Origin of the sequence: Burkholderia sp. Bp8963, from assembly GCF_003854275.1 — a bacterium.
GTDB lineage: Bacteria > Pseudomonadota > Gammaproteobacteria > Burkholderiales > Burkholderiaceae > Burkholderia.
In genome coordinates this window covers 303,000-318,158 of record NZ_QTQP01000001.1, presented here as the reverse complement: position 1 = coordinate 318,158, position 15,159 = coordinate 303,000, and the positions used below count along the sequence as shown (strand labels likewise).

Annotated in this window: 15 protein-coding genes; 8 read left to right on the top strand and 7 right to left on the bottom strand. The window is 67.4% G+C overall.

The genetic code is table 11. The features are described 5' to 3' along the window. The first annotated feature begins 147 nt into the window (after positions 1-147). Positions 148-735, top strand: a complete 588-nt coding sequence (petA, locus tag DID96_RS01460) for a ubiquinol-cytochrome c reductase iron-sulfur subunit (protein WP_260463777.1) — start codon at positions 148-150, stop codon at positions 733-735. Positions 736-964: 229 nt separating this feature from the next. Continuing rightward, positions 965-1,456: a peptidoglycan-associated lipoprotein Pal gene (gene pal / locus DID96_RS01455; RefSeq protein ID WP_124597492.1), complete on the top strand. Its 492-nt coding sequence runs from the start codon at positions 965-967 to the stop codon at positions 1,454-1,456. 78 nt (positions 1,457-1,534) lie between these two features. Here pal and DID96_RS01450 read toward each other — a convergent pair whose 3' ends face one another. Beyond that, entirely contained in the window at positions 1,535-1,963 is a 429-nt protein-coding gene (locus DID96_RS01450) for a MarR family winged helix-turn-helix transcriptional regulator (protein ID WP_124597491.1), read from the bottom strand. A gap of 368 nt (positions 1,964-2,331) precedes the next feature. Between DID96_RS01450 and DID96_RS01445 the strand changes: the two genes are divergently transcribed. From DID96_RS01445 to DID96_RS38170, 4 genes are all read left to right on the top strand, one after another. Continuing rightward, on the top strand, positions 2,332-2,877 hold the full coding sequence (locus DID96_RS01445) for a DUF4142 domain-containing protein (RefSeq protein WP_185732145.1): 546 nt from the start codon (positions 2,332-2,334) through the stop codon (positions 2,875-2,877). Continuing rightward, positions 2,861-3,223 (top strand): cupredoxin family copper-binding protein, encoded by a 363-nt coding sequence (locus DID96_RS01440; RefSeq protein WP_409333746.1) that lies wholly within the window; start codon positions 2,861-2,863, stop codon positions 3,221-3,223. Before DID96_RS01445 ends, DID96_RS01440 begins: the two co-directional genes overlap by 17 nt. An 18-nt stretch (positions 3,224-3,241) precedes the next feature. After that, the gene (locus DID96_RS01435) at positions 3,242-3,955 is read left to right on the top strand and encodes an RNA polymerase sigma factor (protein WP_124597489.1); all 714 of its coding nucleotides are present in this window, start codon (positions 3,242-3,244) and stop codon (positions 3,953-3,955) included. Between the two features lie 212 nt (positions 3,956-4,167). Further along, positions 4,168-4,338: a hypothetical protein gene (locus tag DID96_RS38170; protein ID WP_185732144.1), complete on the top strand. Its 171-nt coding sequence runs from the start codon at positions 4,168-4,170 to the stop codon at positions 4,336-4,338. An 83-nt stretch (positions 4,339-4,421) separates the two neighbouring features. Here DID96_RS38170 and DID96_RS01430 read toward each other — a convergent pair whose 3' ends face one another. Genes DID96_RS01430 through DID96_RS01420 form a run of 3 tightly spaced genes read right to left on the bottom strand, consistent with a single transcriptional unit; the run spans position 4,422 to position 9,381 of the window. Beyond that, the gene (locus tag DID96_RS01430) at positions 4,422-5,672 is read right to left on the bottom strand and encodes a cytochrome c (RefSeq protein WP_124597488.1); all 1,251 of its coding nucleotides are present in this window, start codon (positions 5,670-5,672) and stop codon (positions 4,422-4,424) included. Then, positions 5,669-6,469, bottom strand: coding sequence for a (2Fe-2S)-binding protein (locus DID96_RS01425; RefSeq protein WP_260463765.1), 801 nt, complete (start codon positions 6,467-6,469; stop codon positions 5,669-5,671). Before DID96_RS01425 ends, DID96_RS01430 begins: the two co-directional genes overlap by 4 nt. Beyond that, positions 6,466-9,381, bottom strand: coding sequence for a xanthine dehydrogenase family protein molybdopterin-binding subunit (locus tag DID96_RS01420; protein ID WP_124597487.1), 2,916 nt, complete (start codon positions 9,379-9,381; stop codon positions 6,466-6,468). Before DID96_RS01420 ends, DID96_RS01425 begins: the two co-directional genes overlap by 4 nt. 270 nt (positions 9,382-9,651) lie before the next feature. Here DID96_RS01420 and DID96_RS01415 point away from each other — a divergent pair, with 270 nt between their 5' ends. Further along, the gene (locus DID96_RS01415) at positions 9,652-11,199 is read left to right on the top strand and encodes a sensor domain-containing diguanylate cyclase (protein ID WP_124597486.1); all 1,548 of its coding nucleotides are present in this window, start codon (positions 9,652-9,654) and stop codon (positions 11,197-11,199) included. A gap of 292 nt (positions 11,200-11,491) precedes the next feature. Then, positions 11,492-11,764, top strand: a complete 273-nt coding sequence (locus tag DID96_RS01410; protein ID WP_124597485.1) for a hypothetical protein — start codon at positions 11,492-11,494, stop codon at positions 11,762-11,764. A gap of 129 nt (positions 11,765-11,893) precedes the next feature. Here the strand turns inward: DID96_RS01410 and DID96_RS01405 are convergent, their stop codons facing one another. The 3 genes from DID96_RS01405 to DID96_RS01395 form a co-directional block, all read right to left on the bottom strand. Beyond that, positions 11,894-13,333: a cytosine permease gene (locus DID96_RS01405; protein ID WP_124597484.1), complete on the bottom strand. Its 1,440-nt coding sequence runs from the start codon at positions 13,331-13,333 to the stop codon at positions 11,894-11,896. Positions 13,334-13,398: 65 nt separating this feature from the next. Next, positions 13,399-14,370 (bottom strand): electron transfer flavoprotein subunit alpha/FixB family protein, encoded by a 972-nt coding sequence (locus DID96_RS01400; RefSeq protein WP_124597483.1) that lies wholly within the window; start codon positions 14,368-14,370, stop codon positions 13,399-13,401. 14 nt (positions 14,371-14,384) lie between these two features. Continuing rightward, entirely contained in the window at positions 14,385-15,134 is a 750-nt protein-coding gene (locus DID96_RS01395; protein WP_124597482.1) for an electron transfer flavoprotein subunit beta/FixA family protein, read from the bottom strand. Between the last annotated feature and the right edge of the window lie 25 nt (positions 15,135-15,159).

Below are 15,159 nucleotides of genomic sequence, written 5' to 3'. Positions count from 1 at the left end.
GGTGTCACGAGCAAAGCCGGCCCGCCGGCGCCCGCGGCGTGACGATCCCGAAGGCGGAATGAACGTATGGACGAACAACCGCTTGAACGATCGCCTGAGCAACCGGCCGAACAACCACTAGAGCACCCGCCTGAAGCCGTCGACGTGATGCGGCGCAGATGGCTGATCGCGACTTCCGTCACGGGCGGGATCGGCTGCGCGGCGGCCGCATTTCCGTTCGTGGATTCGCTGACGCCGCCAGCGAGCGCGATCGCGGCGGGCGCGCCGGTCAAGGTCGACATCAGCCGGCTGTCCGAGGGCGACATGATGACGGCCGCGTGGCGTGGCAAGCCCGTGTTCATCGTCAACCGGTCGAGCGCGATGCTCGCTGCCGTCGCAAAGGCGGCGCCACTGGTCGCCGATCCTGACACGCGGCATCCGTTCTCGATGCCGTTACCGGACTACTGCAGGAACGCGTACCGCGCACGTGCGGATCATCGCAACATCCTCGTGGTCGTCGGCGTCTGCACGCATCTCGGCTGCACGCCGATTCCGCGCTTCCAGCCAGGGCCGCAGCCGAACCTGCCGGACGACTGGCCCGGCGGCTTTCTCTGTCCTTGCCACGGATCGACCTACGATCTCGCGGGGCGCGTGTTCCGCGACAAGCCCGCGCCGCAGAACCTCGACGTGCCGCGCTACACGTTCGCGTCGCCGACCGAACTGGTGATCGGCCACGACGAGCACGGCGACGCGTAGCGGAGCGTGGCGGTTTCGCACCGGCGCTCGGTGCCGTCGGCGCCGAAGCGGGGCCTTGCGTTGCCGCGCGCATGCGCATCGCGTTCGTCCGACGATCCGCTGACGCGACGCATCCTGCGAAACTGGTCGCGTTGTGACATTTTTCCTAAGCTATTTGCAGGGATTCGTGCAACAAGCCCGTCGCGCGCACCCGCGAGTATCCAACGAAGTCAACCGCAGGAGACGAACGATGAGCAAAATGAACCGATACGCGGTGATCGTGGTCCTGGCGCTGCTGGCCGGTTGCCACCACGCGGCGAAGACGCCGGAGAACGCCGCCGTGAATCCGAGTGCGACGAACGAGGCGGTCGCCACGACGCAGGCCGACGAGCTCAATAATCCGAACAGTCCGCTCGCGAAGCGGAGCATCTATTTCGATTTCGACAGCAACGTGATCAAGCCGGAATTCCAGTCGCTGCTGCAATCGCACGCAGATTACTTGCGCCGCCACCCCGCGCAGCGCGTGCTGATTCAGGGTAATACCGACGAGCGCGGCACGTCCGAATACAACATCGCGCTCGGGCAACGCCGTTCGCAAGCGGTGCTGAGCGCGCTCGTCACGCTGGGCGTGCAGGAAACGCAGCTCGAAGCGGTCAGCTTCGGCAAGGAAAAGCCGGTGGCGCTCGGTCATGACGAAGCGTCATGGGCGCAAAACCGCCGGGCGGATCTCGTCTATCGTTGACCGGATCGGGCCGGAACCCTCGGCGCGCGTCGGGCAGGCGTTCGGGCGCAAGCGACCGCCGCGCTCGGCGTGCGGCACTTACGCGTTCGGGGCGGTCACATCCTGGAACGCCCAGCCGAACGAGCGGATCTCCGATTTGTGCAGGGTCGCGACCGTGCGCAAGCAGCTTTCGCCTTTCGGTGTCAGATGAATCTCGACCTGCCTGCGGTCGTGCAGGCTCGCGTGGCGCGTGACGAGACCGGCGGCCTCGCAGCGCGTCACCAGCGCGACCGTGCCGTGCGACGACGCCTGCAGGCGTTCCGCGATTTCACCGACGGTCGCCCATGAACGGTCGGGAAACGCGCAGGTGTGCAGCATCAGCATGTACTGCAGCGGGGTGAGCCCCGCGTCGTGAAGGATCCGTTCGGAAAAGTGCAGGAATTGCCTCAGCCGGTAGCGAAAATCAGACAGTTGCTCCAGATCGGATTTCGTCACGCCCGTTTCGGCCTTGCGGTTGGTCGGTTGCATCGCTGACTCCCGTCGACGGGGCGTTTTCCGGATATATATCATCTTGTGACATAAATGTAGACCGGCATCTGCGCGAGTGCAAAAGCGTATCGGCGGTGATGTTTGCGGCCCGCCTCGAGTGGCGCTAGCGACCCGGTTGGTGCGGATTCTATAGGAATGCGTATCGACGTCGCTGCGTCAAACCATCATCGCGCCGGAAACGCGCGCGCCGCACGTGACATCCAATCGGTTGAGCGGCTTCGAACCGCGCATCGAGTCGCGCATCGAGTCGCGCATCGAGTCGCGCTTCGAGTCGCGCTTCGAGTCGCGCTTCAAGCCGAGATTACCCGGCGGCATCGCGCCGCTCGTCATTGTTCGGAGGATTCAGGATGAACACGATCTTCGATGCAGCGTTGTGCGGCGCCCTGCTCGCCGTCGCGCTGCCCGTTTCCGCGCAGCAGGCCGGCCCGACCGATCCGCAGATCGCGGCGATCGTCGTGACGGCCAACCAGGTCGACATCGACGCCGGGAAACTGGCCGAATCGAAAACGCACAACAAGGACGTCAAGGCGTTCGCCGACCGCATGGTGACCGACCACACGGGGGTCAACAAGGCGGCAGCCGATCTCGTCCACAAGCTGGGCGTGACGCCCGAGGAGAACCCCACCAGCATGGACCTCAAGCATGGCGGCGACACGAATCTGCAGACCCTCGGCAAGCTCGACGGCGCGCGTTTCGACCGCGCGTACATCGACCATGAGGTGACCTATCATGAAGCCGTACTGTCCGCGATCGATCACACGCTGATCCCGTCCGCGAAGAACGCCGAACTGAAGGCGCTGCTCGTCAAGGTCGAGCCCGCGTTCGTCGCGCACCTCGAGCATGCGCGCAAACTGCAGTCGACGCTGGGGAAAGGCAGTGACGGCGCGCAATGACGCGCTGGCGGCGCCGTCGCGCGCAAGCCCGTGGGGACGGCGCTGCGCCTGCGCGGTGTGGCTGGGCGCGTTGGCCCTGTCGTCCGGCGCGCTCGCCGGATCGCAGGTGGTCGTGATCGAGCAGATGCGCTTCACGCCGGCCGAGCTGACCGTGCATCGCGGCGACGAGGTGGTATGGATCAACCGCGATCTGTTTCCGCATACGGCAAGCGCCGACGGCCACGCGTTCGACTCCGGCAGCATCGCGCCGCAGGCGTCGTGGCGCTACGTCGCGCACGAGCGCGGCCGGTTCCCCTATTCGTGCACGTTCCACCCGACGATGCACGGGACCCTGAACGTGCATTGACGTCGACAAAGGTGCGCGATGACGATTTCTCTCGACACGCATGCGTATCCCGCCCTCGATGACGAACCCGCGCTCGTGCGCCGCGTCGTTGCGGGCGATCCTGGCGCATTCGAACTCGTGATGCGGCGGCACAACCGGCGCCTGTTCCGGCTCGCCCGCGCGATCCTGCGCGACGACGCGGAAGCCGAGGGCGCGCTCCAGGTCGCGTACCTGTCCGCGTACCGGTCGATTGCGCGCTTTCGCGGCGATGCGGCGCTCGGCACCTGGCTCACCCGGCTGCTGCTGAACGAGTGCTTCGGCCGCGTGCGGCGCGCGCGGCGCCGGGCCGGCGCGATGCCGATGTGCGATGCCGACGATGCCCTCGACGAGGCAGACATGATCGATATCTCGTCCGATTCCCCCGAACGGTCGGCGTCGCGCGCCGAATTGCGGGACCTGCTGGAGCGCCGGATCGACGCGCTGCCGCCGGCGTTCCGGATCGTGTTCGTGATGCGCTCGGTGGAGGAAATGACCGTCGAGGAGACCGCGCAACACCTCGCGCTGCCCGAGGCGACGGTGCGCAGCCGGCACCATCGCGCGCGGCGGATGTTGCGCGCGTCGCTCGCACTCGATCTCGATCTGGCCGCGCGCGACGCGTTCGATTTTCGCGGTGCGCAGTGCGACCGGGTGGTCGCACAGGTGCTGGCGCGGCTGCTGGCGGACGATCCGGCCGAACCCGCGCCGGATGCCTGAGCGGGCGAACGGCCGTTGCCGTGCCGCAACGCGCGCTCACGCTCGCAAGCTCGCACGATAAGCCGGGCCGGACAGCGGGCGCTGCGGGCACGCCGGTTGCAGGCCCGCGCAACCCGCGGCCCGCACGACATCGGATGGAATAAGGCGGTTGTCCGGAACGTTTCGTGTTCGCGCGGGCGTCGGGGCCGCCCGTCCGTCAACTGGAGGATGAGATGAAACCGACTACGTGGGTCGCTGCCGTGGTCGCAGCGCTGACGCTGCTGCTGTCCGCGGGATGCATGTCCGACAACGGCGCTTCGCAGAATCACGCCGTCGGCCGCTATGGTGGAGGCGGCGCGGGTGGCGGTGGCGGGGGCGGAGGAGGTGGTGGCGGCGGCTACTGACCCTTCACCTTTCGCCGCACGGGCCGCCGTGCGCGAGCGCCGCAAACCGGCTGCCTCGAGCCGCGGCGCCCCGCCCTTCCCCGTCAGCGCATCGCCTTCACGTCGGCCGGTGTGATGTTCGCCGGCTGCCCGCCCCAGGTCGCGCGCAGGTAGTTCGCGAGCTGCGCGAGTTCGTCGTCGCTCAACGTCAGCGCGAAGCCCGGCATCGACTGCATGTTTTCGACGCCGGCGAACTTCTGCGCGTCGATGCCGTCGAGCATCGCTACGAGCAGGTTGCGCGGATCGGGCTGTCGCAGCGTCGAGTTGCCGTTCATCGGCACCGCGACGTGCGGCTTGCCCTCGCCGCCGAGCCCGTGACAGCCGGCGCAGACCGCGAGGTAGACCGAGCGGCCCGCCGCAAGCTGCGCCGCGTCGGCCGACACCGGCTTCCCCCATTGCGGCGCCGGCGGCGTGTCGCCGAGCAGGTACACGGACAGCCCGCGCAGGTCGTCCTTCGTCAGGTACTGCGTGCTCAGGTGCACAACCGGGTACATCTCGCCGAACGCGGAGCCTTGCGGCGCGATGCCGACGCCGAAGAACGCCTGCAGGTCGGCGCCCGTCCAGCCGCGTGCGGCGAGGCCCGCCGGCGTGATGTCGGGTGCGGCCACGCGGCCGAGCGCCGCGCCCGCGAACGGCTTCGCGCCGTCGAGCTGGCCCGTGAAGCTGCGCGGCGTATGGCATTCCGCGCAGTGGCCGAGCGCATTCGCGACATAGCGGCCGCGCTGCCAGTCGGCGGACTGGCCGGTCGATGCGTCGGGCAGGCTGTTCTTCAGGAACAGCAGGTCCCAGATCGCCATCCCGAACCTCAGGTTGTACGGGAACGACAATTCGTGCGGACGGTTTTCCTGCGCGACCGGTTTTACCGACATCAGGTATGCGTACATTGCGTCCGTATCGGCGCGCGTGAGCTGCCGGTACGACGTGTACGGCATCGACGGATACAGCCGCCGGCCCGGCGCCTTGCCGTCGTGCAGCGCGGCGTAGAAGTCGTCCGCGCTCCAGCTGCCGATTCCGTGATCCTTGTCCGGCGTGATGTTCGAGCCGTAGAACGTGCCGTATGGCGAATCGAGCTTCGCGCCGCCGGCGAACGGCGCGCCGTCCTTCGCGGTATGGCAGGCCGCGCAGTCGGCGGCCTTCACGAGATAGCGGCCGCGCGCGATCTGGTCGGGCGCCGGCGCGGTGGCGACGCTCGGCGCGTCGTGGCCGCCGCAGGCGGCGAGCGCCAGTGCGCCGGCGGCCGCCAGCGCGGGCACGCGCACTGCGCGCGCGACTCGATGGGCGAATGTGCGTGTCATGCGGCGTCCTTCACGAGTCCCGGCGTCGTCAACACGACGTCCTTTACCGCTTCGTAGTAACGGACGTAGCCCGTGCAGCGGCAGAGGTGCGAATCGAGCGCTTCGGTGATCGTGCGTTCGACGTCGGCCTTCGCGACCGGCTCGCGCTTCAGCCGCTCGATCAGCACCGTGGCCGCGTTGACGAAGCCCGGCGTGCAGTAGCCGCACTGGAAGCTGAAATGCTCGAGAAACTTCTGCTGGATCGGCGACAGCTCGACCACTTCGCCCGCGTCGTTGCGCTTCGCGTGGCCTTCGACCGTGCGGATCGAGCGACCATGAAAGAAGTGCGCGCCGGTGATGCAGCTGCGGATTTCCTCGCTCGTGCCGTCCGGCTTGTCGAGGATCACCACGCACGCGTGGCAGATGCCCTGCCCGCAGCCGAGCCGCGAGCCGGTCAGGCCCGCGTACTCGTGCAGGAACTCGATCATCATCAGCCCTTCGGGCACCTGCATCGGGCCGACGGACTTGCCGTTGATGGTCACGGACAGCGGCTTCGGCTGGAACCGGACGAGCGGGCGCTCGACGGGCGCGGCAGCCGGTGTTGAAGCCTGTGCCTGTGCCTGTGCCGGTGCCGCGGCCGCGGCCGCGGCTGCGGCTGCGGTCGCCGGGGCCGGCGCGCTGGCGCCGCCGGCGGACGCAGGGATGGCGATAGTGGCGTTAGTGGCGCTTGCAGCGCCTGCGGCCGGGGGAATGATGCTGGTGGCGCTGGTGGCGCTGCCAGCGCTGGTGGCCGACGCGGCGGTATGGGCGGTCGTCATGCGAGCACCTCCTGAATCTTTTGCGGGGTCACCGGCAAGTCGGTGAAACGATGGCCGATCGCGTGCGCGATGCCGTTCACGATCGCGCCGACGACCGGAATCATCACCACTTCGGCGACGCCCTTCGGCGGATCGGTTTCGGACAGCGGCGGCAGCACTTCGCCCGTCTGCGTCCACACGGCGACGTCGGACGCGCGCGGCAGCGTATAGCGGTTGAAGTTCCACGTGCCGTTGCCGGGGCCGTCCTCGTACAGCGGCAGGTATTCGTGCAGCGCGTGGCCGATGCCCATCGCGAGGCCGCCCTGCAACTGGCCCGACACGAGCTGCGGCGAGATCTGGTTGCCGCACTCCATGATCGAGTGGTGCGTGAGCAGTTCGACCTTGCCGGTCGCTTCATGGATCGCGAGCTCGACGAGCGTGCCGACCGCGGTGTAGTCCGTGACGGCCGCGTTGTTGCGGCTCGTCGGCGGGATGAACACGCGCTTGCGGTCCAGCACGCGATAGCCGTTCGCGGTCGGCGGCAGCGTGCCGCGGATCGCGGTCGCGCCGGCCGGCGCCTGGCCGCGCGCGGCGCCCGATGCGGCGGCGCCGGAAGCCGCCGCATTCGCCACCGCATTCGCCGCTGCCGTGTTCGGCGCGCCGATGCGCAGCGACAACCCGTCGATCGGCAAACGCTCGACCGCGCCGCCGATCTCGAACTCGGCGTCGGTCCACTGCCAGCGATTGAACACGTGCACGACCGCACCGGTCGGCAGGCCGAGCGCATACGCCTGCTTCGCAAGCTGTTCGAACGTCAGCGGCTCGAGGCCGTCGGCCGTCAGCTTGCCGTCGACCCAGCGCGCGTCCTCGATGCGGATCGTGTATGGCGCGGCCTGGCCGCCGCCGAGGCCGCGCGTCCAGATCGACATCGCCGCGGGCCACAGCCCGTAGCGGAACACTGCGCGCGCGGCTTCGCGCGTGCTGTGCGTGAAGTAGTACGCGGAGTTCGTCGCGCTCGACGGCGACGCGTAGCTCGGCGACCAGCGCGGGTTCGCGCTCAGCCGGTCCTGGTCCGCCTGCGACATCAGGTACGGATCGCCGCTCGTCTCGACCGGCAGGTCCGGCCAGTCGGTTACCGCGACGCGCACGTCCGTCGCCGGCCGGCCGAGCCATTTCGTGACCGCGACGGCCTGCGACGTCGACATCCCGGTGCCGATCTCGGCGGCCGTGTGATGCAGCGTGACCTGGCCGCTCTCGTCGAACTCGACCTTTGCGAACGACGCTTCCGCGCCGGTGCCGAAATCCTTCTGCACGCATGCGAAGCCGACGCCGTAGCGCTTGCCAGGATGCGCGGCCTCGAATTCGGTCTTGCGTGCGACACGGCGCGTCCACAGCGGGTGCTGCCTCGCGCGTTCGAGCACGTCGTCGACGCGCAGCGCGCCAGCCGGAATCGCACCCTGCGTGTTCTTCATCCCCGAGCGCAGCGCGTTCTTCAAGCGGAACTCGATCGGGTCGAGCTGCAGCTGCGCGGCGATCTCGTCCACCGCCATCTCGGTCGCGGCCATGCTCTGCAGCGTGCCGTAGCCGCGCGCGGAACCCGCGTCGATCGCGCGCGACGCGATCGCGACCGCGGCCAGATCGCTCTTCGGGAAGTAATAGATCGATTGCGCGGCCGTCGCGCCGACCATCGCGACCGACGGCGAGAAGTTCATGCGGCCGCCGCCATCCGCCTCGAAGTCGCCCTTGAACGATTGCAGCAGCCCCGTGTTGCGGTCGACCGCGATCCGGTAATGCATCTTGAACGCGTGACGCTTCAGCGACGTCTGGAACTGCTCGTAGCGGTCGTTCGCGAAACGCACCGGGCGACCGTCCGCATACAGTGCGCAGACGAGCCCGTAGAACGGCACGTTGCAGTGATCCTTCGATCCGTAGCCGACCGTGTAGCACGGATGCACGAACAGCTTCTTCACCGGGAAACGGCATTTCGCGACCATCGCCGCGGCATTCTCGGCCACTTCGAGCGGCGACTGGGTCGGCACGACGAGGTGCAGCGCCTGCGTCGCGGCGTCGTACCAGCAGTTCGCGTTGTCGGGTTCGAGCGCGGCGGTGTCGACCGACTGCGTGCTGTACTCGCGGTCGAACACGAGCCAGTCGGCCGACGGATGGTCGAGCTCGCCGGCGATCCGCTCCGCATGGAACATCCCCTGCTCGTCGAGCTTGCCGTGTTCCTTGCCGTCCGGCCACACGGGCTGGCGCTTGCGCATCATGCTCGGGAAGATCGGCGCGTCCTTCAGGCTCGAATAGACGTCGTCGTCGTAAGCGGTCTTGCCGCCGACGCGCACGTAGCGGAATGTGCCCCACGGGTCGCGCTCGAGCGGGCCCGTGACCGCGCCGTAGCGGATCACGTCGTCGCGGAACTTGAGCAGGTTCTTCGCGAAGCGGAAGCGCGCGAAGTCGTGATAGATCAGGATCGCGACGGCATGGCCGAGATACGCGGGCGTCTTGCCGGCGGGCAACAGCATGTCATCGCCGTAGAACGCCGGGAACGCGACGCCGTCGCGCGCGAGATCGTCGGCGGTGACGATGCGGTCGGGCTTCAGGTCGTCGCCGAGCAGCGACAGGTCGAAACCTTCGTAGACGCGGTCGGCCTGTGTCGCGCGCAGGATAAGCGCATGCGACTGCTGTTGCGGCCAGTGCGGCATGTCGGCCGCGCGCACGTCGCGGGCGAACACTTTCGAGCCCGTGACCTTGGCGATGCCGTCGATGCGGAAACGGGGGATGCCGGTGACGCTATCCCATTTGACCGGAGTAAGGAGTTTTTCTTCGAAGAGTGCTGCGAATGCGCGGCTGCCGAGGGGCGCGACGTAGACTGCGACGCCCGCCAGCACGCTGGCTTTCAGAAAACCTCGCCGTGACAGGCCGTGGTTTTTCATGGGGGGACCTCCTGGTGCGGCTCGCGACGGCGAGCGGATGTCGCGGCCTTCGGAGCGGCGCGCATTCTGGCATCGTTTCCCGTATGGCGGCTATAGCGTTTCTCATATGTATTACTTATTGGAACGCATATAACGCGGTGCGCACGGGCGGGCGCCCGTCATCCGACCGGATGGCGATATTTCGTGTTAAGGTCTTGCGCATCCGGCCCACCGGTTTCGCCCGCAACGATGCGGGCGCCACCGGCGGTCATCGTGTCGAGGTCATCGATCATGGCAGTCAGGGCATCTCTCCTGCACTCCGTTCTCGCTACCCCTCCCTCCGGCAATCACCGCGTGACGGCTGCATTGCGCCCGTCCCTGCTCTCCACCCTGTTCGAAGACATCCGGCCGATGTTCCTGTCCGGCCTCGCGAGCAATTTCGTCGCGATCGTCGCGCTGATGCGGCTGCAGCAGACCTGGTGCGTGCTGTGGCTGATCGCCGATCTCGGCCTGCTCGCGGCGCGGCTCGCGATCGCGCGCGCGTACATCGCGGGCCGCGATGCCGGCGACCCGCGCGTGGAAGACTGGGCGATGCGCTACGCGCCGGTGTCGCTCGCCGCATGTTTCCTGCTCGGGCTGGGCACGATGGGTTGCGTGCAGGCGGTCGACGTCGAGATTGGCACGCTGTCGGTGATGGTCGCGGGCGGCGTGTTCGGCGGGATCGGGTCGCGCAATGCTGCACTGCCGCGTCTCGCGATGTCGCAGATCACGCTCGGCGTGCTGCCGATCGGGGCCGGCGCGCTGCTGGCGCCGCGCAGCGGCGCGTGGCTGCTGCTGCCGCCGATTGCGATCTACCTCGTTGCGATGCGCACGGTCGTGCAGCGGCACTACAAGGTGCTGGTCGCGCTGATCGCCGCGCGGCAGCGCAACGCCGAGCTCGTCGCGCGCTTCGACGCTGCACTGACGCATATGCCGCACGGCCTGTGCATGGTCGACGGCGACAACCGCGTGATCGTCGCGAACCGGCGCACCGCGCAACTGTTCGGCTCGCCTCGCGAGATCATGCTGAACACGCCGTTCCCGGACGTCGTCGTGGCGCTCGGCGCGGGCCTGACCGCGGAGCCTGACGACACCGCGCTCGGCGCGCGGTGTCGCGGCTGGCTGTTCCGCGAACCGGCGCCGTTCGAGATCACGCTCGCCGATGGCCGGCAGCTCGAGATGACGCGGCACCTCGTGCCGGACGGCAGCGCGGTGATCATCGTCGAGGACGTCACCGCTCGCCGCCGCGCGGAGCAACACATCCGCCACCTCGCAAGGCACGACGCGCTGACGGGCCTGCCGAACCGGCACGAACTCCACGCGGAGCTGAAGCGCATGCTGGCGCGGCGCACGCGGCGCCACGGGATGGCGCTCGGCGTGATGTATCTCGATCTTGACGGCTTCAAGGCGATCAACGACCGGTTCGGCCATCACGCCGGCGACGACGTGCTGACGCAGGTGGCCGCGCGGCTCAGGAAGACGCTGCCGCCCGGCGAGCTCGCGGCGCGCATTGGTGGCGACGAGTTCATCGTCGCCATCGACGACACGGAGATGGTCGCGTGTTCGAATCTCGCCGAGCAGATCATCCGGCAGATCTCGATGCCGTACACGCTGGCGATCGGCGAGACGGTGAACCTCGGGATCAGCATCGGAATCGCGCTCGACGGCGGCGGCAGCACGCCCGAGGACCTGATCCGGCAGGCCGACAGCGCGCTGTATGACGCGAAGTCGTCCGGTAAGGGTAGGTTCCGGTTCTATTCGAAAGGCAGCCGTGGGGTCGCGCCGGCTACGGCGGGGTGATGGCGGTGGGTGACGCGTTTGCTTTCGCTCCCGCTTTTGGCCGGCACTTCCCCGTTCCCCCCGAAATCCGCCCGCAAGTCCGGCGCCAGCCGGTTTCATCCGCGCTACATTTCACGCTCCGCACACGAGCGACGACGCACGTGTCACGTTACATGTTTCGTAACATCGGGCTGCTCGGACCGTGCAATTCGCAGCGGAACGCCGCACGATAGGCGCATCAGCGGGGTTTTCCGGCCTGGCACTCTTATTGCTGTTCTACGGGTAACAAAGAAAGTACTCGGGGAGCGCCAAAATGGATACCGTCGAAATCGTCAGCCGCAATGAGCCGATCAACGAAGCGACCGTGATCGACGGCGCCACGCTGATCAGGCGTCTCACGTCGTTCCGCCGTCCCGACCCGCGCGAAGCCGCATGCGTGAAGAATCCGCCGCTGACGCTGTACGGCGCGTATCGCCAGGGTGTCGACGACTATGCGGCCCGACGCGCGAATCCGTATCGTGCCGGCAGCCGCCTTTGGGCGCTTTGGGAAGAAGGACGTATCGAGGCTGAAACCGACGCGCGCTGAGCGCCGCGCGCCGCAGGTCGCGTAGTGGCGCGGGCGAGCGCCTGTTCGGCCGGTTTCGGCCTGCTGGCCTGTGTTACGGGGATGAAACGCGAGCCGGGTCCGTTGCCTCACCGTTGCCGGACTGTTGCCTCAGTCCGCGTTGCCGGCCGGATCGGGGAGGATCAGCCGGTCCGGCGCGCACGAGCGCGATCGCCGCGACACCGCGTAATACAGGATACCCGGCACGACGATGCCGACGATCCACGAAACGTCGACCCCGCCCAGCGCATCGACCCACGGCCCCGTGTAGAACCCGGTCGCGACGAACGGCATCTGCACGAGCACGCCGATCACGTAGACGGCGATGCCGGCAAGGTTCCAGCGGCCGTAGCGGCCGTTCGCGTCGAACAGCGCGGGCACGTCGTAGCGCTCGCGCGTGACCCAGTAGTAGTCGACCAGATTGATCGCACTCCACGGCGTGAATAACACGAGCAGGAACAGCAGGAACGACGAGAACGCCTTCAGGAACGAATGCTGCCCGGCGAGCGCGAGCCCGCTCGACGCGGCGACGGTGAGCAGCACGAACGCGACGCGCATGCGCGGTGAGATTTCGCGCTTGCCGCCGAATCCGGTGAGGATCGCCGCCACCGACATCACGCTGCCGTACGCATTGAGCGTGGTGATCGTCAGCTTGCCCAGCGCGATCGTGAAGTACAGCACGGCGGCGATCGGGCCGGTCGCGCCGAGCCCTACGATGAACGCGACCTCGTGCCCCGAAAAGTGGTCGCCGGCGAGCGCGGCGGCCAGAACGCCGAAGGTCATCGACACCTGCGCGCCGATCACGGTGCCGGAAAACACCGCGAGGAACGTCTTTCGCGCCGATGTCGAAGTCGGCAGGTAGCGCGAATAATCGGCGACATAGGGCCCGTATGCGATCTGCCACGACGCCGACAGCGACACCGCGAGCAGGAACGATGCGACCGTGAAGTGGCAATTCGCGAGCAGCGTGGCAAGCGCATGGCCGTGCAGCAGGCTCGCGAACAGGTACAGGAACGCGAGCGTGCCGACGATGCTCGACACGCGGCCCATCGCGTGGATCGTCCGGTAGCCGAGGCCGGTCAGCAGCACCAGGAGCGCGGAGAAGACGAGGATCGCGACCGTGTGATCGACATGCAGCAGCTCGGCGATCGCTTGCCCGGCGAGCACCGTGCCGCCCGCGGAAAAGCCGACGTACATCACGCAGACGAGCGCGAGCGGAATGATCGCGCCGTACACGCCGAACTGCACGCGGCTCGAGATCATCTGCGGCAGCCCGAGCTGCGGCCCCTGCGCGCCGTGCAGCGCCATCACCGCACCGCCGATCACCTGGCCGGCAAACAGCCCGATCAGCGACCAGAACACGTCGCCGCCGAGCACGACCGCGAGCGCGCCGACGACGACTGCCGTCACCTGCAGGTTCGCGCCGAACCACAGGGTGAATTGACTGAACAGGCTGCCGTGGCGCTCGGCGTCGGGGATGTAGTCGATCGAGCGGCGCTCGATCAGCGTGGTGTTTGCGGCCGGCGAAGCCGCTGAAGTCCATTGCTCGATTGCGCACCAGCCGCGGCATCACGGCGGCACGCGCAAGATCGGACGATCCTGACGGGTTGCGGGAATCAGACCGCCGCGGCGAATGCCGGGACGATCTCGTGCAGGTCGCCGACGAAGCCGTAGTCGGCGACGCCGAAGATCGGTGCTTCCGGATCCTTGTTGATCGCGACGATCACTTTCGAATCTTTCATGCCGGCGAGGTGCTGGATCGCGCCGGAGATGCCCACCGCGATGTACAGCTGTGGCGCGACGATCTTGCCGGTCTGGCCGACCTGGTAATCGTTCGGCACGTAGCCGGCGTCGACTGCGCCGCGCGATGCGCCGAGGGCGGCCTGCAGCTTGTCCGCTAGCGGTTCGAGCACCTTTGTGTAGTTTTCGCCGCTGCCGAGGCCGCGGCCACCGGACACGATGATGTTTGCCGACGTGAGTTCCGGACGGTCGAGCTTCGTCACCTCTCGGCTCACGAATTGCGACGTGCCCGCATCCGCTGCCGCGTCGATAGTCTCGACTGCTGCACTTCCGCTTTCCGCTGCCACCGGATCGAAGCCCGTCGCACGCACGGTGATGACCGTGACCGGATCGGAAGACTTCACCGTCGCGATCGCGTTGCCCGCGTAGATCGGGCGCTCGAACGTGTCGTCGCTGACGACCGCCGTGATGTCCGAGATCTGCGCGGCATCGAGCTTGGCGGCAATGCGCGGCGCAATGTTCTTGCCGTAGGCAGTGGCTGGCACGAGGATGTGCGAATAGCCCTGCGCGATGGTCAGCGCGGTCGCTTCGACATTCTCCGCGAGGCCGTCAGCCAATTGCGGTGCGTCGGCGAGCAGAACCTTCGAAACACCCTCGATCTTCGCTGCGGCATCGGCCGCGCGCTGTGCGTTATGACCTGCGACCAGCACGTGGATGTCGCCACCGCCGAACGTGGCGATGCAGCGTGCCGCCGCCACGGTGTTCAACGTGGCAGCCTTGATCAATGCGTGGCCTCCCGAAGCGCCTTCGATCGGCGCGTCGTGTTCGGCAATAACCAGAATCGTCATTTTCTTTCCGCTCCTTACAGCACCTTGGCTTCGGTCTTCAACTTCTCGATCAGCGTTGCCACGTCCGGCACCTTCACGCCGGCCGCGCGCTTCGGCGGTTCGGCCACCTTCAACGTCGTCAGACGCGGCGCCATGTCCACGCCGAGGTCTTCCGGCTTGAGCGTGTCGAGCGGCTTTTTCTTCGCCTTCATGAGGTTCGGCAGCGTCACATAGCGGGGCTCGTTCAGGCGTAGATCGGTGGTGACGACCGCCGGCAATTGAACGGATAGCGTTTCCGTCCCGCCGTCGATTTCACGCGCGACCGTCGCCCTGCCGTCGGCTATCACAAGCTTCGACGCGAACGTTGCCTGCGGCAGACCGGCCAGCGCAGCCAGCATCTGCCCGGTCTGGTTCGAGTCGTCATCGATCGCCTGCTTGCCGAGGATCAACAGCTTCGGCTGCTCCTTGTCGAACAGTGCCTTCAGCACCTTCGCGACGCCCAAAGGCTCGACGCCCGCATCTGATTCGACAAGAATCGCGCGATCCGCACCGATCGCGAGTGCGGTACGCAGCGTTTCCTGCGTCTGCGCAACGCCGACCGACACGGCCACCACTTCGGTCGCCATGCCCGCTTCCTTCAACCGCACCGCCTCTTCCACCGCGATCTCATCGAACGGGTTCATCGACATCTTCACGTTCGCGATGTCGACACCCGACTGATCGCTCTTCACGCCGACCTTCACGTTCGCGTCCACCACCCGTTTCACGGCGACCAGAATCTTCACTGCACGTCTCCTTGTTCCGTTCGTC